Consider the following 17,897-nt stretch of genomic DNA (forward strand, 5'->3'; position numbering starts at 1 on the left):
TATCAGCCGGCGATAACGCGCCGGTGACAGATGCCTGCGAGCGAAAAAAGGCGCATCCGATCGGATGCGCCTTTCATGGTTCAGGCGAAGCGGAAGTCGTCGATGGCGAATTGTTCCGTCTTCACATTGGCGAAGGTGATGGAAGAGCCGTCGTTGAAGGCAATCTCAGCGCCGTTTTCCCCATTGGTAAAGGAGCCGGACGCGATGAGTGCCTGGTAGTCCGAGAAGACATCCTTCGAGAGCTGAACGACATCCTTGCCCTCGGCACCGGTCTCGAAGTCAGTGACGACATCGCGACCATTACCGGCGGCGAAGACGAAGGTGTCGGCGCCGCTGCCACCCGTCAGGGTATCATTGCCGGTGCCACCGCTCAGCGTATCATCGCCTGCGCCGCCATTCAGCGTGTCGTGTCCGGCTCCACCGCTTATAACGTCGTTACCGGATCCGCCCATCAGCACGTCATTGCCTGCGCCGCCGTCGATCACATCATTGCCCTCGCCGGCGAGAACACGGTCGTTACCGGCTCCGGCATCCACCATGTCGTTGCCTTCGCCGGCAACCATCGTGTCGTCACCGTCGCCGCCTTCGAGCATATCCTTGCGGCTGGTCCCGATCAGCATGTCATTGCCACCACCGCCTTCAACGATGTTGTATTCGGTATAGCCGTCCACCGTGACCGTCGTGGTGCCCTCGGCTTCGCCGCCATTTGCGTCACGAACCATGTAGCTGAGCGTCACGGTCGCCTGCTGCCCATCTTCCAGCGCAGCAAAAACGGAGGAGGGATCGACAATCAGCTTGCCGTCCACCACCGAGAAAGCGGCAGCCGCCTGCTGATTGGTTATGGCAAGGCCCGCAACCGCCGTCACGGCGATGCTGACGAGCGCAAGACGGTCGCCTTCCACGTCGGTGTCGTTGGCGACGAGATCGAAGGAGGCTTTATCCTTTTCGGGGAGCGCAATCCTGTCTGCAACAGTAACAGGCGCGTCGTTGACGGGAGCGACCGTCACGGTCACCACGCTCTCGACGCTGGCGCCCTTACCGTCAGAAACGACAACCGTGAAGCTGTCGGTTCCGTTGACATTTGTGTTCGGCGTATAGGTCCATTCACCGGTTGCGGCATCCATCGCGACAGTGCCCTTCGAGGCATTTGCGCCCGTCTTGATGGCATAGGAAAGCGTGTCGCCATCGACGTCGGAGGCGACGACCGTGCCTTTAAGGGCGATATCCTCGTCGGTTGTCACGGCGATGGAGGCGGTGACAGGCGCGTCATTGACCGGCTTGATGGTGAAGGCCGCAGTCGCTTCGCTAGAACCGCCGCGACCGTCGGCGATCTTGTAGCTGAAGGACGCCTTGCCGTTGAAATTGGCGGCCGCGGTAAAGCGGATGCCGGTTTCTTCCAGAACCGCCGTTCCGCCAATGACACGGAAAACGCTGGCCACTGCCAATACGTCCAGATCGGCGTCCTTGTCATTCGCAAGCAGGGCGCTGAACGGAATGAGGAAGGACACGGCATCCTCATTGATCGCGGCAAGCGTTTCGGACACCGCGGCCGGACCCCGGTTCACGAGACCCTTGGTGATGGCCTCACGGCCGAGGTTTGTACCATCAGCGAAACGCAGCATTTCGATACCGCCATCCGCCAGCTGGTTGCGCAGCGACAGTTTTTCGCCGCCCGCCAGTTCGATTTCGACGGACTGGCCATATTTGCGCAGAACAGCCTCGCTTCTGTTGATATCGTGCAGGTAAAGAATATCGGTCCCACGAGCTGCCGGCGCAGCCTCGATGATGATGTCGGAACCATCACCGCGCCCGTAACGATAAAGGTCAGATCCATCGCCACCGATCAGCAGATCGTTGCCACGGCCGCCCTCGATGAAATCATCGCCAAGACCACCTGAAATCATGTCGTCGCCGGCATCACCCCAGAGCTTGTCATCACCGGCACCGCCGGAGAGCCCGTCACGGCCAGCGCCACCGATCAGCGCATCATCACCATTGCCGCCGTCCAGACGATCATCGCCCGTTGAGCCGAGGAGCGTATCGTTGCCGTCGTGGCCGAGGATGGTCGCGTCAGCGGTTTTGGCTTCAAGTAAGTCGTGGCCGTCTGTACCGCTGATAATATTTCCTGCATCAAGCCCGGATTTCAGGTCGACGACGGTCAGATTGTCGAAAGTCAAACCGGCATTGCCCCAGGAATAAAGACCGAAGGTACCGGCATCGAGTTCGCGGTCACCGATCGGATAAGCGAACAGCGCCTCGTCATTGAGGAAGGCTGTGATCTTGTCGCCGACGACTTCGGCGCGAAGCTTCATCGCCTGACCGGGCTCGTATTTGCCCGGAACCTGGGCAAGAATTTCCTCGATGCCGTTCTTCATGCGTACGAGGTTGAAGATGCTGCCGGCGCCGTTGCCGGGGCTACGGTCGAGAATGCCGTCGGCATCAAGTTCCAGTTTGTAGTAATTCTTGCTGTCCTGGTAACGGAAGAGGAAGCCGAGGCCGTCCTTGTCCGGGGTCTGGAACGTCGCCTCAACGGCATAATCCGTCCAGGCAAGCGCCGCCGGATCCTGAAACAGCGCATAGGTGCCGAGACGCAGCACGTTGACGCCATCGCCCATCGGGCTCCATCCGCGCTTGTAGTAGTCGGAGTTGGTTGCACCGCTCCAGGTCAGTTCGCGGCTGGCAAGTCCCGTCGTCTGAAGCAGCTTGCCGTTGGAAATCAGCCATTCAGACGACTTGCCATCCGGCCCGATACCGCCGAACTCGCCCTCATCAACGATCTTGAAACGCGCCATTGCCGCGGCGGAAGAGAAATCCTCGGCAGCAAGGATTTTCGTCCTTTCGACGACGGTGATGTCGATACGATCGGTTGAAATGGAACCGTTAGCAGCCGTAACCTTGAGGAGCAGTTTATTCACGCCCGCGTCGAGGATGACATCGGCCTTCTTACCGGTTGCGACGACATTGCCCTTGAGGTCGGTCCAGGTGAAGTCAGTCAGTTGCTCTGGCCCGAAAGAACCTGATGCGTCGAGTGTCACGGACGCCTTGCCGTCGCCATCGATGTCATAGGTTCTCTGGTCGATACCTGCTTTCGCGGTCGTGACGGCCTTCGTCACTACGATATCGTCAAAAACCGAAGCCCGCTGGCCGCTGGAGTAGACGCCGACGGTGCCGCCGGAAAGCGGCGCGTTCGTATCCACGACAGGACCGCCAAAGACGTTCTTGTCACCGAGGAAGACGTTGATGGAGCCGCCGACCATCGCAACGGTCAGCGGAATTTCCATATTGTAGGGCGTGCCTTCCTTCACCTCGGCAAGCACGACCGACTTTCCGTCGGCGACCTTTACGAGCTGGCGACGGTTCGTTTCGCCATCCATGGCGAAGCGGTAGTAGTTGTTCGCGTCCTTATAATAGAAGTAGACGCCCATCGCATCGTTATCGAGTTGCGTCAGCGTCGCCTCGAAGACGTAGTCGTTCCAGGTCGCTGACTGGGCGCCGATATAAACGAGCTTGTTGCCGGCCGCATCGCTCTGGTCGAAAAGCGCGGCTTCTGGGGCGGCAAGACCAGCGGTCGCGGTCGGACGGGAAAACACCGTGCCCTTCAGCAGGAACCGGCCGGTATTGCCATCGGCAGCCCCGAAATCGGTGGCCCAGCCGTCGGCTTTGCCGTCGTTGAAGTTTTCAATGAGCAGGGTGCGGTCGCCGCGTACCAGAACATCGACTTTATCAGTGGTCTTGACGCCATTGGCGTCCGTTGCCGTGAGCGTCAGCTTGTGCTTGCCAAGAGCGAGATCAACTGAAGCCTCCCTGCCTTCTGCAACGACGTCGCCATTTTTATCTGTCCAGACGAAGCTTTGAATCTCACCAGCCAACAGCGACTTTGCGGCCGACAGAGAGACAGCAGCGGAAGATGCGCCGGTGGAGGCGTTGGCGACGATGTCATCCCCGGCCTCAGCCATGGCGCGCGCCGTGCCGTGGCCGACATGGACGTTCTCGAACACTTCCTGATGGCCGCGATAATAACCGGTCAGGCCATCGCGATCGAGTTCCGGCTTGGTGCGATAACCGTCGAGATAGTCGTCGAAGGCCGTGAAATAGGTTTCGGTGGTGATACGGTTATTGTCGGGATCGATGGTGATCAGGCGCATCGCACCGTTGCCGCCATTATTACCGCGGGATTCGACGCCGTTTCCGGTGATTTCACGCGATACACCGTTCTGGTAGTTGACCAGAAACTGGAAGACTGGCTCGCCATACTGGTTGTACGTGATGTCGGTTTCCGCGCCATCGCCGAAAATGTGCCCGGAGAAGGTCATGATGATGTTCGGATAACGGGCAAGCAGGGCACGGGCGACATATTCGCCATCGTTTGCGCCGCGCTGGTCGTTGCGCATGCCGTAGTCGTAACCGGCACCTTCGTCGTAAAGCGGCAGGGCCAGATTATCCTGGCGCGTTGCATAGCTGGTCAGCGAGTGGGTGGCCAGCATGACGCGATGGTCGGGGAATTTCTCGATGACATCGCCCGCCCAGCGGATCACGTCGTCGCGCGGGCCGAATTCGAGTGAGATCGACAGCCATTTGGTGCCATCGGGCGCGGTGAAGGTGCTGTAGGTGTTGCGCGCGGCGGCCTGTTCCTGATCGTAGGCGCCGCCGAAGACGCCGGCATTGGTCGCGGCTTGCTTTTCGGCAGAGAAGCGGCGGTCCAGTTCAACGGAGGTGTGGTCAGCCGCGCTTCCGCCATTAGCCTGATCGTGGTTGCCCGGAAGCAGCGCGTAAGGCACCTTACCGTCAAGCTTGCGCAGCGCCGGTTCGGCGATGTCCCATTCGGCCGGGCGGTTGTTCTGGGTTATATCTCCGACATGGCTCATGAAGACGATTTTGTGGCTATCGCGATTGTCGACCAGCCATTGCGTCATCTCGCCGAACAGGTGCTTGATACCGTCATTGGAGGTATAGTCCTGCGTGTCAGGGAACACTGCGATGGTGTAGGCATTCGGGCCGGCGACACGCACGCGGAAGTCGTCCGTAACGCTCTTGCCGGCGCTATCAGTTGCCGTCACTCGGATATCGGAATGACCAAGGGCGGCAAAATCGAGCGTCAGCTTGTTGCCGTCCGTCAATACCGCATCCACAGTCTCGTTCTTACTGTTCTGAACCGTAAATGTGAGCTTCTCACCGGAGAAATGCTTCGACAGATCAATGGTCACATTCGCCGTATCCGGCGTAACCATCATGTCCTTGATCGCAGACGTTTTAATAACTGCGGCCGTATCGACTGCGGGTTTTTCACCGATGGCAAGAATACCGGCCTGAGCCGGTGTCTTAAATTCCAGGGTCGTGCCTTTACCAGTGACTGTACCACCTCCCATAACCGGTGAGGCCGAGCCTTCGGCGAAACGGGTTTCGAGGACGCCAACCTTTTCGGCCTCCACCTTCATCTCGACCGGCAAAATGCCAGTGGCCTTGGGGCCTCCGAGATAGGATACCTCGTCAGCAGTCAGAGCCTGTTTGAGGAACAGAAAATTGCTAAGATAACCGGGCGAAGTCTCACCATCCTCGTCAGAGAAGATCAGGAAGCCCTTGGTCATGTCGATGGCAAAGCGACCAGCACCGGATGCCGCAATCTTCTGCTCGGCGACGAATTCCCCATTAATATATTTCTTCATCGAAACCGCGCCGCTGGCGTCCGTTTCGATTGTCAGGCCTATGCGGTTCCACGCGTCCAGTCTGGCGGTGCCGCGATAATCGCTGCTGATGCCGAGACCATAGCTGTCACCGCTTGCCTTGCCGAAAATATCACCGTCGCTGACGTTGGTAAGGTCGGTCTGGAGAAATGGCATCCAACCGGAGGAGCCATTCTTCGGGAAATAAACGTCATAAACGAGGCTGTAGGACGTCGCCATGCCGGTACCATTCGGCGAGACCAGAATGCCCTGTTGCTGCGACAGCCGCGGAATGGCCAGCAGCCAGTCGGAAGAGGATTCGATGGGATTGGCGATCGGATTTTGGGAGGTCGTCATCTCATTGGCCTTTTTGCGTGAAACGGGTTGGCCCTTTGGCCATGCCGGTACGATTAAGGACGGGGACTAACGCGCCGATGACGAATTCCTAACAAAGTGTAAACGCGCCATAGCGTTTTCCCATGCCCGCCATCGGTTTCGCAGCGGGGTAAACGAAACCTTCCCGCAGGCGTCATGGAGTTGTCAGCGTTTTCACGGATAATTACTCCGCATCGGCGCCAGTCGTGTCGACCGGCGGCAGAACAGGACCCCATGTCGACCACGCAGCTGAAGGCCTTTCATATCGTCGCGCAATCGGGCGGTTTTTCCCAGGCTGCACGGGACATGGCGATAAGCCAGTCAACGCTTTCGGCCCATGTTCGGGAACTGGAGGCGATCAGCGGCGTGAACCTTCTGGAAAGAAAACCGCGGGGGGTGAGCCTCAGTCCGCAGGGCGAACGCCTGTTCGAAATCACCGCGCGCCTGTTCCAGGCGGAAAATGAGGCGAAGGCCCTGCTTCGCGGTGGGGAAAGTGCCGCCGGCGGGCACCTGCGCGTTGCAGCCGATGGCCCCATCCTGCCGCTTCCCATTCTTTCACGGCTGAAGGCCGAGCGGCCGCAGCTGACCTTTTCCCTTTCGGTCGACAATTCGGCACGGGTGGTGGAGCAGATCATCGACTACAGGGCCGATGTCGCCATCACCGCCCGCGCACCCGACGATCCGCGCCTTTACGGTGTCAAATTTCTCAGCATGCGGCTTGGTTTATGCGTACCCGTCTCGCATCCGCTGGCTGCGCGGCAGAACGTCCTTATGGCCGAACTGGAAGGCCTGTCCTTCGTCATGCGCGAGCGTGGATCGCGCACGCGTGAAATCTTCGAAAAGAACCTCGCCGATCACGGCATCTCCATCCAGCCCGTGATCGAAATCTCCTCCAGAGAAGGCGTGCGGGAAGCGATTGCCAACGGGGTGGGGTGCGGTGTGGTCGCCGATCTGGAGTTCGGCCACGATGCGCGACTTTCCTTCGTTCCTCTGGGCGACGCCCGCGAACTGATCGACGAATACGCCGTCTGCCTTGCCGAGAGGCGGCATCTGCCGCTATTGCGCCGGTTCATCGAGGAAGCCGGACGGGCCTGACCCCGGCTTCCCATGCCCCGCATCTGATGCTCAGAAAACGTTCCTGTGCACATCGCTCATGGCGCGGCGCAAGTCATCGACCGCAGACGCCGTCTGTCCCGGTTCATCGTTGAGCGCCGGCGGCATTTTCCAGCCGGGATCGATGCCTTCCATATTCGGCAATTCATGGGCGATGCCCTTGTGGCAATCGATGCAGGTGGCCTTGCCCGTCAGCAGATATTTTGAATGAATGTCGGCAGCACGCTGCGTCTGCTTGGTAAAGTCCATGGCGGCGGAGGAATGGCAATTGCGGCATTCCAGGCTGTCATTGGCTTTGAGGCGCGACCATTCGTGTTGTGCAAGCTCAAGGCGATGGTCGAGAAACTTCTTGCGCGTATCGATGGTGCCAAAGATCTTGCCCCAGACCTCCTTGGAAGCCTGCATCTTGCGGGCAATCTTGTCCGTCCATTCATGCGGCACATGGCAATCCGGGCAGGAGGCGCGCACGCCGGAACGGTTGGAGAAATGCACCGTCCGCGTCAGCTCTTCATAAACATTCGCCCGCATCTCGTGGCAGGAAATGCAGAAGGCCTCCTTGTTGGTCATTTCAAGCGCGGTGTTGAAGGCGCCCCAGAACATCACCCCGCCAACGAAGCCGCCGAGGGTTAGAAAAGCAAGGCTGAGCGTGGCGGCCGGCGTCGTCAGAACCACCCACAGCCAGGCGAGGAGCTTTTTCACACGGGCGATCATCATTCGCTACCCGCCGGTTTGACACCCATTTCGCTCATGTCCTGAAAGGTGTTGGGCACGAGCGGCCGCGTATCGGCCTGCGGCACATGGCAGGCTGTGCAGAAATAGCGACGTGGTGAAACATCCGCCAGCATCTGGCCTTCCCGCGTCATGTAATGGGTGACGCTGATCATCGGCGCGCCGGAGTCCTGCGTGAATTCGCGCTTGTGACAGGACAGACAGCGGTTGGTATTGACAGAAAGCTGGTAACCGTCGATCGAATGCGGGATGACCGGCGGCTGCTCTGGATAGGCACGCATGCGCCTGAAATCGTCGATCACCCATTTCGGCAGGGGTTTGGCCGGCTCGGTCCTCATGGCATCGCCGCGCGGGCCGGACAATTCCGGCACCATCTGCGCAACGGCTCCCGTCGCCAGCGCCACGACCAGAAGCGTGGCGGCGATCCATCCGTGTTTCCTGATCATGCGACTGGCTCTATCTTGACTGCGCATTTCTTGAAATCCGTCTGCTTGGAGATGGGATCGGTTGCGTCGAGAGTCACCTTGTTGATCAACTGGCTGGCGTCGAACCAGGGAACGAAGATGACGCCGGGCGGCATGCGGTTGCGGCCGCGCGTTTCCACGCGGGAGCGGATTTCGCCACGGCGCGAGACGATGCGGATTTCCGCACCCTGATTGAGCCCGCGCTTGCGCGCATCCGCGGCATTCATGAAACAGCGCGCCCCGGGAAAGGCCTTGTAGAGTTCCGGCACGCGCATGGTCATGGAGCCGGAATGCCAATGCTCCAGCACGCGGCCCGTCACCAGCCAGGTGTCGAATTCCTCATCGGGAGATTCCGCCGGCGGCTCGTAAGGCACGGCGATGATGACCGCCTTGCCATCCTTGTTGCCGTAGAACTTCACGCCTTCACCCGGTTTGACGTAGGGGTCGTAACCCTCGCGGTAACGCCACAGCGTTTCCTTGCCGTCCACCACAGGCCAGCGCATGCCGCGCACCTCGTGATAGGCATCGTAAGGCGCCAGATCGTGGCCGTGACCGCGCCCGAAGGCGGCATATTCCTCGAACAGACCCTTCTGCAGGTAGAAACCGAAATCCGTGGATTCCTGGTTCTTATAATCCGCATTGATCTCGCTCAGCGGGAACTTGCCGACATCGCAATCTTTGTAGAGAACCTCAAACAGCGTTTTGCCGCGATAGTCCGGATTGGCGTCCAGCAGTTCCGCCGGCCACACCTCGTCGGTGGTGAAGCGCTTGGAAAACTCCACCAGCTGCCACAGATCGGAACGCGCCTCGCCCGACGCCTCCACCAGCTGGTGCCAGACATGGGTGCGCCGCTCGGCATTGCCATAGGCCCCTTCCTTCTCCACCCACATGGCGGCCGGCAGAATGAGGTCGGCGCTCATGGCGGTGATGGTCGGATAAGCATCCGAGACCACGATGAAGTTTTCGGGATTGCGATAACCGAGATAGGTCTCGTTCTTGGTGTTGGGACCGGCCTGAACGTTGTTGTTGACCTGTACCCAATAGAAATTCAGCTTGCCGTCATGCAGCATGCGATCCTGCTGCACGGCGTGGTAACCCGGCTTTTCCGGGATGACACCGTGCGGTATGCGCCAGATTTCTTCGGCATGTTTGCGGTGTTCCGGGTTGGTCACCGTCATGTCGGCCGGCAGGCGGTGGGCAAAGGTTCCCACCTCACGCGCCGTGCCGCAGGCCGATGGCTGGCCGGTGAGCGAGAACGGGCTGTTGCCCGGCTCGGAAATCTTGCCGGTCAGAAGGTGGATATTATAGACCATCTGGTTGGCCCAGACGCCGCGAACATGCTGGTTGAAACCCATGGTCCAGAGCGACATGACCTTGCGTTTCGGGTCGGCATAAAGCTCGGCCAGTTCTTCCAGGAAACCGGCTTCAACCCCGGTCATGGCAACGGTTTTTTCCAGCGTGTATTCGGAGACGAATTCCGTGAAGGTCTCAAAATCGATCGCTTCCGTCTTGGTCGGATCGGCGGAATTGGCGGCATTCACCTCCACCGGATTGTCGGGCCGCAGGCCATAACCGATATCGGTGACACCACGCACGAATTTCGTGTGGTTCTTCACGAAGTCTTCGTTGACGCGGCCGGTCTTGATGATGTGGTTGGCGATGTAATTGAGGATAACGAGGTCCGTACCCGGTTTGAAGATGATCGGAACATCGGCCAGATCCATGCTGCGATGGGTGAAGGTCGAAAGCACCGCCACCTTCACGTGGTCAAAGCCCAGACGCCGGTCGGCAATACGGGTCCACAGAATGGGATGCATCTCCGCCATGTTCGAGCCCCAGAGCACGAAAGCATCGGCATGTTCGAAATCGTCGTAACAGCCCATCGGCTCGTCCATGCCGAAGGTGCGCATGAAGGCGTAAGCGGCCGAAGCCATGCAGTGACGGGCATTGGGATCAAGATTGTTGGAACGGAAACCGGCGCGCATCAGCTTGGTTGCCGCATAACCTTCGAAGATCGTCCACTGGCCCGAGCCGAACATGCCGACGGCTGTCGGCCCCTTCTCCTTCAACACCCGCTTGCACTGCTGCGCCATCACGTCGAAGGCCTCGTCCCAGCTCACCGGCTCGAACTCGCCATCCTTGGCGTAGATGCCGTTTCTCTTGCGCAGAAGCGGGGTTTGCAGCCGGTCCTTGCCGTACATGATCTTGGACAGGAAATAGCCCTTGATGCAGTTGAGGCCACGATTGACCTCCGCCTGCATGTCGCCATGGGTGGCGACAACCTTACCTTCCTTGACACCGACCATGACGCCGCAGCCTGTGCCGCAGAAACGACAGGGCGCCTTGGACCATTTGATCTGCAATGCGGAAACACCGCCCGGCACCGGCTGGGCGGCGGCCGGCAGCGCAATGCCCGCCGTTGCCGCCGCAATGCCGGCGGCATGGGCCTTCAATAGATCACGCCGCGTCAGTTCGCTGCTCATCGCCGCCTGTCTCCTCTGTGTCGACGTGTTCGAAAACCATGTTGGCGGCAATCACACCGTCGAGTGTCGAAATATAAGTGAGCGTATCGCCCAACATGCCGGTGCTCGTGCCGTCTATGACGATGACAATTTTGCCGTTGCCCTCGCCATGAACCTCGACATTGTCGAGCGTTAAAAGCGTTGCGAACACGGCGTCCCGCATCTGCGGCATCACCGCCACTACAGCGCTTGAGACATGATACCGGCCTGTATTTTCAGGCATATTGCATCTCCGTGGCTGTTTCCTTGATCTTGATCACACCCGTCGGGCAGACGGACACACAGGCCCCGCAGCCGGTGCAGGCATCCTCAATAAGCTCGGGGACGAAGGGGCCGCCGCGGCGGGGGTGAAACCGGATGGCCTCGGTCGGACAGGCATCGCGGCAGGCCTGACAATCGACATTGCCGAAGGCGAGACACCCATCGCCAATCGCCATGACATGATCGAAGCGCTGCGCCGCAGGGACGGCAAAAACCGGCTCGGGACAGGCTTCCGCGCATTTGCCGCAGAAGGTGCATTCCCCGGCCGAGAAATCGACCGAAGGCAAGCCACCAGACATGGTGATGATGCCAGTGGGACAGGCTTCAACGCATTTTGCGCAACCGCTGCAGGCGGCGAGGTCGCTCAACGCGACCCCGGGGGGACAGATACGTGTTTCCCGTTTTTGTCCGCCGCGCAGAAAATCACGCCGGCTGAGAGAGACTTGCATCGTCATTCGCCCTCAATGGCCGGGCGGCCCCGGCGGCCCGTAAATGATCTGGAACATCCAGACGATGAAGCCATAGGCTCCGACAAATCCGACCGCCAGCACAGGCCAGATCCCAAAGGCCAGAACGGCGAAGGTAATAAGCTCCCTTGTCCTGCTCGGCTTTCCATCTGCGTGTAGAGGCGCGACTATTTTGGGCATATTCGCGTTTCCCTGTTCGGTTCGAGTTATCATCGGCCAAAAGGCAGAAATATTCAACCACTTGATTTTATTGATTATTTATTAGAAATAACATTCATCAATAGTGCTGGCCTAAGTCACTGATTTCATATTGCGCTTTTGCCGAAAAAATAATCAGGCCACACGAAAGCGTCGAAGGCGGGAGGAGCACGTTGCGCCTCAGCCGCAAGCTCCCGCTGCATCAACTCCGGGCGCACGCATGAAGGGCAGGAAGCCCTGAAGCCAGACCCCGAAACTTGCCGCCCACAGGATAGCACTGAGGCCGTGATGATAGGGTGACAGGAATGCTGCGAAATTGAATTCCGGCAGGATGCGGATCAGCCCGGCCGCCACCATCAAGGCGGCGGCACCATGCGCCTGCCACGGCAGATGCGTCAGGTTGCGTCCGGTGTGCCGCAGCCCGGCGATGATGAACACGGCCATGATGGCGCAGCCAAGTGCGCCCACCGACAACAGGTGCAGGCCAGCGGCGGGCGTGACGGAAAAACCGAGCCGCACCGCCCCGAGCGCCAGAAAACCCGCACCGGCAAAGGTATTGCCGAGGCCGAGCAGCAGCACCTCGGTCTTGAAGACGGCACACCCGATGAACCACTCTGCCAGTCGGTCAAAAAACGCCGCACCGGCCGCAAGCGCCAACCAGGCGCAGACATCGCTTTCCGGAAAGAAGAGTTTCGCCACTATGTAAAGCGTCACCATGGCGCCCGCCATGTGCTGGCGGCCGGGATGGGGCCGGTAAGGCGTGGTCTCGCCGCTCGGATCGAGCGCCAGATTGATGACGACCACATTGATGCGCGCTGCCGAGAGCGAAAACAGCACGGTAAAGATGCATAGCGCCGCCTCCAGACAGCGGGCTGCGAGTTCCAGATCACCGATCCACCAGGCATAGCGCACGCCGGTCTCCATCGCCGCAAACAGAATGAGCCAGACGAGGAACGCCAGATGTTTCGTCGTTCGCCGCACGAGCATCGCCTTGCCGATAAGGACGGAGAGCGCGAGTAGAAACGCCAGATCAAAAAAGCCCGCCAGCAGGCTCCACCCATCGGCCCCCACGAAACCGATCAGGCGGCCCGGCAGCCAGAGACCGGCAAAATAAACAAGTGTGCGACCCGCCGCCGCTTTCGTATCGGTCCATTCAGGCACTGCCGAGCCGAGAAAACCCGCGAGCGCCATGCCATAGGTGCCGAAAATCATCTCATGGGCATGCCATTGCGAGGGCGGAACGGCATCGGCAAAAGGTAAGGCGTAGCCGCCGATGACGACCCACAAGAACGGCCAGATCGCGCCATGCAGGGCGGCCAAAGGGAAAAACAGCCGCAGGGCTTCCGAAAGGATTGGTGGCTGTCTCATCGCATCCGCTCCTTTGCCGAAAACAATTCGGCGAAAGCCGGGCTCTCGGACAGGAATTCCACTTCGTCGAACACTGCGCGCGCCATGCGCCGCCCCGGCGAACCGGCCGGAGTATGTGCGGCAACAACGCGGCCATCGACGCCTGAGAGCACGATCAGCCTGTCGGCCACCAACAGCGCTTCATGAAGATCATGCGTGACGAGAAGCGTGGAGAAACCACGCCGACGAGCGGCATCCACGAGAAGTTCCTGCAAATGCCGGCGCAGGCCGACATCAACAGCACTGAAGGGTTCGTCCAGAAACAGCATGTCCGGCTCAACCGCGAGCGCCCGCGCCACCCCGGCACGCTGGCGCATGCCGCCGGAAAGCTCGACCGGATATTTGTGAAAATCCGTCTCTTCCAGACCAACTTCCAGGGCAAACTGCCCGGCTGTTTCCCGCCGCTGCCGTTTCGGCATGCCCGCGGCAGCGAGACCATAGGCGATATTGTCGATCAACGTCATCCAAGGCAGCAATCGCGGCTCCTGAAACACCAGGCCCTGCCTGCGGTAATTGCGCCGCACTCGGCCGCGAACGGGATCGATGATACCCGCCGCAATCTGCAAAATCGTTGTCTTGCCGCTGCCGGAGGGACCGAGCAGGGCCACGGTTTCCCCCGGTGCGATGCGGAGATCGAAATTCTCGAACAGACTGCGGCCGAGAAAGGCGTGGCCGACATGCTCGAAACTCAAGGCGGAATGGTCGCTCATCGTTTGACACCCCATGGCAGTCCGGCGGCGCGCCAGCGTTCCAGCGCTTCGCGCAGCAGATGCAGCAGGCCGTAATCGGTGATGAGCGCCAGCGCGACGGTGATAGTGAGCCAGGCGCTCACCTGCGCGATATCGAACAGCGCCCGTGCGGTGGCCAGTTCACCGCCGATGCCGCCGGAATTCGACAGAAGCTCGGCCATGACAGTTACTTTCCAGGCGCTTCCGGCCGTGGTCGTCCAAGCCGGGAAGAGATAGGAAAGCACATGCGGCATAGTGACGGTGCGCAGCCGATAAAACCACGAAGCGCCAAAGGCCTGCGCCATCACCTCCAGCTGACGGTCGCGCTTGGCCACTCCTTCCAGCGCGCCCGCGAAGGAAACGGGCGCCGAGGCAATGACAACGGTCATGACGGCCGTGCCGCCCGACGAGCCGAACCAGATCAGCGCCAGCACAATCCAGCCGATGGGCGGCACGCCGAGCAGGACGGTGACGACAGGCTTCATCAGCCGCATGGCAGCGAATGAATAGCCTGCCAGTAGGCCTGCAACCGTTCCGATGCCGGCGGCAATGGCAAAACCGGTCAATGCCCTGATGGCGCTTTGCGACAGGATGGCGAAGAAATCCGGCCGCGCCGCCAGAAGCCCGATTGCCGCGAAAGTCTCACCCGGCGAGGGCAATATGAAGGAGCCGTAAATCTCATGTCCGGCCTGCCAGGCGGCGAGAAAACAGAAAATGCCGGAAAGCCCCGCCCAGCCCGCCCAAAGATAGCGACCGGTCCAGCCAAGACTTTCAAGAATGCGGTTCATGCCCGCTACACCAGATAAAAGCCATCATCCGGCCGCCGGCCACCGATGATCGCCGGGTCGGCCTTGGCGAGTTCGTCGTAAAATGCCTCGAGATCGGCGCGTGCCGCACTCGCCTTCAATGCCGACAAATGGCTTGTCGGGAAGGAGGCGGTGATGATTTCCAGCGGGAAACCGAGAGCATCGGCCGCGGCGGCGGCCGCCGTTTGCGGGTCAGCTGTGGCACTGGCAAGTGCCGCTTCCATGCCTGCCTGCAAAGCCTCTATACCCGCCTTGCCGAGCTTTTGCTGAACCTGCGACGTCAGGGCGAGGCCCGCCTGCGGGATTTCCGGCTTGCCCGCCACCTTTGCCCATTCCTTCTGGACATCGATGGTGCGGTGAACGGTCATGAAAAACGACTTTGCCTTGATCAGCACAGCGGTCGCGGCCGGTTCGCTCAGCAGGGCCGCATCTACCCGCCCCGTCAGCAGCAATTGCACGGCTTCCGGTGGCGAAGCGGCATATTCCAGCTTGATATCGCCGGGCTTCAAGCCTTTTTCAGCGACCAGCCGGCGCAGAACGAAATCGGGCATGTCGTTCTTGAACGGCAGAGCCAGCGTCTTGCCGGAAAGGCTTTCGAGTGACGTCAGCGTCTCGTCCTTCGACACAATGTAGAGCAGACCCGTTGTCAGCACGTTCAAAAGCCCAAGGCCGAGGCCGCGATTATGGAGATTGGCAGCGCCGTAACTCGGCATCACCACCGCTCCCATGGAGCCGGAGGCGACGGCGGCGCGCATTTCATCCGGCGTTTTCCATGCCTTGAAGACGGCCCCAGGCGCGACATCCTTCAGGAAACCGCCTTTTACGGCATGCGCCAGAACCGCCGAAGGTGCTGCGGGCGGACCGTAAAAGACAAGCGGAGCTTCTGCTTTCAAAATCGACGGCGCAGCAAGGCCCGCAACGGTCAGCCCGGAAAGCAGCGACAGCGCCCGGCGTCGTGTGTAACTCGTCATGATCAGATCCTTTCCGCGTTCAGAAACGCGCCTTGATACCGGCATAAAATCCGCGCCCGTCGCCCGGCAGATAGACCGCCTGACCGGCGCTTGCCTGGTCGAGAATGAGTGTGGATGAGGCGTAGGTCTTGTCGAAGACGTTGGTGACTGCGCCGTAGATCGAGAACCTGTCATTGACGCGATATTCAGTCTTGAGATCGACCACGGCATAGGGATCGGCATACATCGTATTCATGTTGTCGACCGGGGTCCTGGACGGCACCCATTGCAGCACCGCGCCGATATCCCATTGTTCGAAAATGGCATATTGCAGGGCGAGGTTGACGACATGGCGCGGCGCGCCGGCCAGTCGGTTGTCACCGCGCACCGGATCGTCGCGGAAGCGGAAATCCTGCAACACATAGGCCAGGCGAGCGGTCAGACCATCCAGCACCTCGCCGGAAACGCCAAGCTCCAGACCGGCATGCACGGTTTCATCCGCGTTGAAAGCGGAGAGCAGCGAACCGCTCGTGTCGCGCAGGCTCAACAATTCGTTCTCCACCCAGGAGTAATAGGCGGTGGCGTCGATATTCCACGAGCCGCGCTCGCCGCGCCAGCCGACCTCGACCGTGGTCGCCGTCTGCGCCTCAAGATCGGGCGTCGAAAAGCCGGTGGGCGATGCATTCGGCGTGCCGCCGGTGGTGCCGAGAAGATCGTCATGGGTCGGCGGTTCGAAACTGCGGCTAACGGCGGCAAACAGCATGTTGTTATCGTCCGGGCGCCAGCTGATACCGAGTGCCGGAGACCAGCCGCTGTAGCTGTGCTCATAGCTCGTATCCGCCGCAGCCACGGCAGAGGCGGCCGCGCCACCCGGTCCGAAGCTCAGCCTAGGACGAGTAGCAGCCTGCCAGAGATCATCATTGTCACGGGTGGCATGGGTGTAGGAAAGCGATGGCGACAGCGTCACCGTTTCGGAAAGCGGAATATTCAGCCCCGCATTCAAAGACAGCGTCGAAGCATCCAGATCGTTGCTGGAAAAGGCCGGACCATCACCCCCTGCCCGGTTGATGTGATAGGTCCGTTCCGCCGAACCAACGGTATAGAGCGCCGAAGCTTCGAAAAGCGGCAGCAGGGCTTCGGCATCGGGCTGGTAGGCATAACGCAGCAGCCCCGTCACATCGCCGCCATCCGTGCGTCGAACGCCGCTTGAGACCGGGAACCGGAACATATCCCTGGTGTAGGTGTAACCCAATCCGATATCGAAGAGATGATCGCCGAGTTCGATCGAGCTGCGCGAGCCGATGACGAACTGGCTGGCCTCCCGGCGTGGCTTGTCACGCATCACATTCGGGCCGAGGCTGGTTGGCAGGCCCGGCGAAACCTGTCTGGGATCAGCATCCATGGCGCTTTTCGTCAGGGGTCCCGCCACGTCAAAACCCAGATCGGTATAGCTGGCAAAAACCCGCGTCTTGACGGCGTCCGACACCTCCGCCTCGATCACCCCGCCGACACTTACCCGGCGGGAATCATTATAGACGCGATAACCGTCGCGACGGCTGACATCGGCATAAAAACCGGCAGCGAAGCGATCTGCATCAAAACCAGTGCGCAGCGAGGCATCTGCCTGACCGAAACTGCCGCCGCCGGCAGAAATGCTGGTTCCCTTCTCCACCGGCGAAGCAAAATTGATCGCCCCGCCCAGAACGCTGGCCCCCAGCCGGTTGGCGGTGTAACCGCGGTAAATTTCGATAAGGCTGGCCTGACCGGGGTTGGCGAGCCCGACGATATAGGAACCATCGGCACGGTTGATCGGCAACCCGTCCTTCAGCACCAGAACCCCGCGTTCGACCGGGTTCTGCTGCAACCCGGAGCCCCTGATCTGAATGCGCGGCTGGTCATTGCCGCCGAAAAAGCGCTGCACCACCACGCCGGGCGCCGAAGCAAGCGCATCTGCAAGCGTCGGCACGGCCTTCGAGGTCTGGTCCTGCGGCTGGAGTGCGGAGACACCACCCGGAATGGCCTTCAGACGCTTGCGCGCCTGCTCCATGCCATCCGCCCATCTCGCCCCCTCAACCGTGATCGTCTCCAGAACCGTGGTCGAGCCCGGTGTGGCCGATTGCGCAAGCGCAACACCGGAAACACCTGCCATCAAACCCGTTGTTATCGTGAAAAACCCCGCCTTCAGCACCCGCATATGCCACCCCTTCAGTCATAACC

13 protein-coding genes are annotated in these 17,897 nt (G+C 60.3%); 1 reads left to right on the top strand and 12 read right to left on the bottom strand.

What is annotated here, in order from left to right:
• Positions 1–80: 80 nt before the first annotated feature.
• Entirely contained in the window at positions 81–6,017 is a 5,937-nt protein-coding gene (locus EXN68_RS22055) for an Ig-like domain-containing protein (protein WP_161991446.1), read from the bottom strand.
• Between the two features lie 252 nt (positions 6,018–6,269).
• Between EXN68_RS22055 and EXN68_RS22060 the strand changes: the two genes are divergently transcribed.
• The gene (locus EXN68_RS22060) at positions 6,270–7,130 is read left to right on the top strand and encodes a LysR substrate-binding domain-containing protein (protein WP_142842877.1); all 861 of its coding nucleotides are present in this window, start codon (positions 6,270–6,272) and stop codon (positions 7,128–7,130) included.
• Positions 7,131–7,160: 30 nt separating this feature from the next.
• Here the strand turns inward: EXN68_RS22060 and EXN68_RS22065 are convergent, their stop codons facing one another.
• The 11 genes from EXN68_RS22065 to EXN68_RS22115 form a co-directional block, all read right to left on the bottom strand.
• Positions 7,161–7,856 (bottom strand): NapC/NirT family cytochrome c, encoded by a 696-nt coding sequence (locus EXN68_RS22065; RefSeq protein WP_269702659.1) that lies wholly within the window; start codon positions 7,854–7,856, stop codon positions 7,161–7,163.
• Between the two features lie 2 nt (positions 7,857–7,858).
• Complete coding sequence (locus tag EXN68_RS22070) at positions 7,859–8,350, bottom strand: nitrate reductase cytochrome c-type subunit (RefSeq protein ID WP_142842879.1); 492 nt, start codon at positions 8,348–8,350, stop codon at positions 7,859–7,861.
• Complete coding sequence (gene napA / locus EXN68_RS22075) at positions 8,320–10,824, bottom strand: periplasmic nitrate reductase subunit alpha (protein ID WP_142842880.1); 2,505 nt, start codon at positions 10,822–10,824, stop codon at positions 8,320–8,322. Before napA ends, EXN68_RS22070 begins: the two co-directional genes overlap by 31 nt.
• Complete coding sequence (locus tag EXN68_RS22080; RefSeq protein ID WP_052819247.1) at positions 10,799–11,086, bottom strand: chaperone NapD; 288 nt, start codon at positions 11,084–11,086, stop codon at positions 10,799–10,801. Before EXN68_RS22080 ends, napA begins: the two co-directional genes overlap by 26 nt.
• Positions 11,079–11,579, bottom strand: coding sequence for a ferredoxin-type protein NapF (locus EXN68_RS22085; RefSeq protein WP_142842881.1), 501 nt, complete (start codon positions 11,577–11,579; stop codon positions 11,079–11,081). The genes EXN68_RS22080 and EXN68_RS22085 overlap by 8 nt, the downstream gene beginning before the upstream one ends.
• Positions 11,580–11,585: 6 nt before the next feature.
• Positions 11,586–11,771, bottom strand: a complete 186-nt coding sequence (gene napE / locus EXN68_RS22090) for a periplasmic nitrate reductase, NapE protein (protein ID WP_046800942.1) — start codon at positions 11,769–11,771, stop codon at positions 11,586–11,588.
• A gap of 198 nt (positions 11,772–11,969) precedes the next feature.
• The gene (locus tag EXN68_RS22095; RefSeq protein WP_142842882.1) at positions 11,970–13,157 is read right to left on the bottom strand and encodes an NnrS family protein; all 1,188 of its coding nucleotides are present in this window, start codon (positions 13,155–13,157) and stop codon (positions 11,970–11,972) included.
• A complete protein-coding gene (locus EXN68_RS22100) occupies positions 13,154–13,906 on the bottom strand; it encodes an ATP-binding cassette domain-containing protein (RefSeq protein ID WP_142842883.1) in 753 nt (250 codons plus the stop codon). The genes EXN68_RS22095 and EXN68_RS22100 overlap by 4 nt, the downstream gene beginning before the upstream one ends.
• Entirely contained in the window at positions 13,903–14,712 is an 810-nt protein-coding gene (locus tag EXN68_RS22105; protein ID WP_142842884.1) for an ABC transporter permease, read from the bottom strand. The genes EXN68_RS22100 and EXN68_RS22105 overlap by 4 nt, the downstream gene beginning before the upstream one ends.
• A 5-nt stretch (positions 14,713–14,717) precedes the next feature.
• A complete protein-coding gene (locus EXN68_RS22110; RefSeq protein WP_142842885.1) occupies positions 14,718–15,701 on the bottom strand; it encodes an ABC transporter substrate-binding protein in 984 nt (327 codons plus the stop codon).
• Positions 15,702–15,720: 19 nt separating this feature from the next.
• Positions 15,721–17,874, bottom strand: coding sequence for a TonB-dependent receptor family protein (locus tag EXN68_RS22115; RefSeq protein ID WP_142842886.1), 2,154 nt, complete (start codon positions 17,872–17,874; stop codon positions 15,721–15,723).
• Between the last annotated feature and the right edge of the window lie 23 nt (positions 17,875–17,897).

Origin of the sequence: Martinezella rhizogenes (assembly GCF_007002745.1) — a bacterium.
GTDB classification, from domain to species: domain Bacteria; phylum Pseudomonadota; class Alphaproteobacteria; order Rhizobiales; family Rhizobiaceae; genus Agrobacterium; species Agrobacterium cucumeris.

Excerpts from the sequence above, each read along its gene's own strand:
- EXN68_RS22055 (WP_161991446.1), bottom strand. The coding sequence starts at position 6,017 with ATGACGACCTCCCAAAATCCGATCGCCAATCCCATCGAATCCTCTTCC.
- EXN68_RS22060 (WP_142842877.1), top strand. The coding sequence starts at position 6,270 with ATGTCGACCACGCAGCTGAAGGCCTTTCATATCGTCGCGCAATCGGGC.
- EXN68_RS22070 (WP_142842879.1), bottom strand. The coding sequence starts at position 8,350 with ATGCGCAGTCAAGATAGAGCCAGTCGCATGATCAGGAAACACGGATGG.
- napA (WP_142842880.1), bottom strand. The coding sequence starts at position 10,824 with ATGAGCAGCGAACTGACGCGGCGTGATCTATTGAAGGCCCATGCCGCC.
- EXN68_RS22080 (WP_052819247.1), bottom strand. The coding sequence starts at position 11,086 with ATGCCTGAAAATACAGGCCGGTATCATGTCTCAAGCGCTGTAGTGGCG.
- EXN68_RS22085 (WP_142842881.1), bottom strand. The coding sequence starts at position 11,579 with ATGACGATGCAAGTCTCTCTCAGCCGGCGTGATTTTCTGCGCGGCGGA.
- napE (WP_046800942.1), bottom strand. The coding sequence starts at position 11,771 with ATGCCCAAAATAGTCGCGCCTCTACACGCAGATGGAAAGCCGAGCAGG.
- EXN68_RS22095 (WP_142842882.1), bottom strand. The coding sequence starts at position 13,157 with ATGAGACAGCCACCAATCCTTTCGGAAGCCCTGCGGCTGTTTTTCCCT.
- EXN68_RS22100 (WP_142842883.1), bottom strand. The coding sequence starts at position 13,906 with ATGAGCGACCATTCCGCCTTGAGTTTCGAGCATGTCGGCCACGCCTTT.
- EXN68_RS22105 (WP_142842884.1), bottom strand. The coding sequence starts at position 14,712 with ATGAACCGCATTCTTGAAAGTCTTGGCTGGACCGGTCGCTATCTTTGG.
- EXN68_RS22110 (WP_142842885.1), bottom strand. The coding sequence starts at position 15,701 with ATGACGAGTTACACACGACGCCGGGCGCTGTCGCTGCTTTCCGGGCTG.
- EXN68_RS22115 (WP_142842886.1), bottom strand. The coding sequence starts at position 17,874 with ATGCGGGTGCTGAAGGCGGGGTTTTTCACGATAACAACGGGTTTGATG.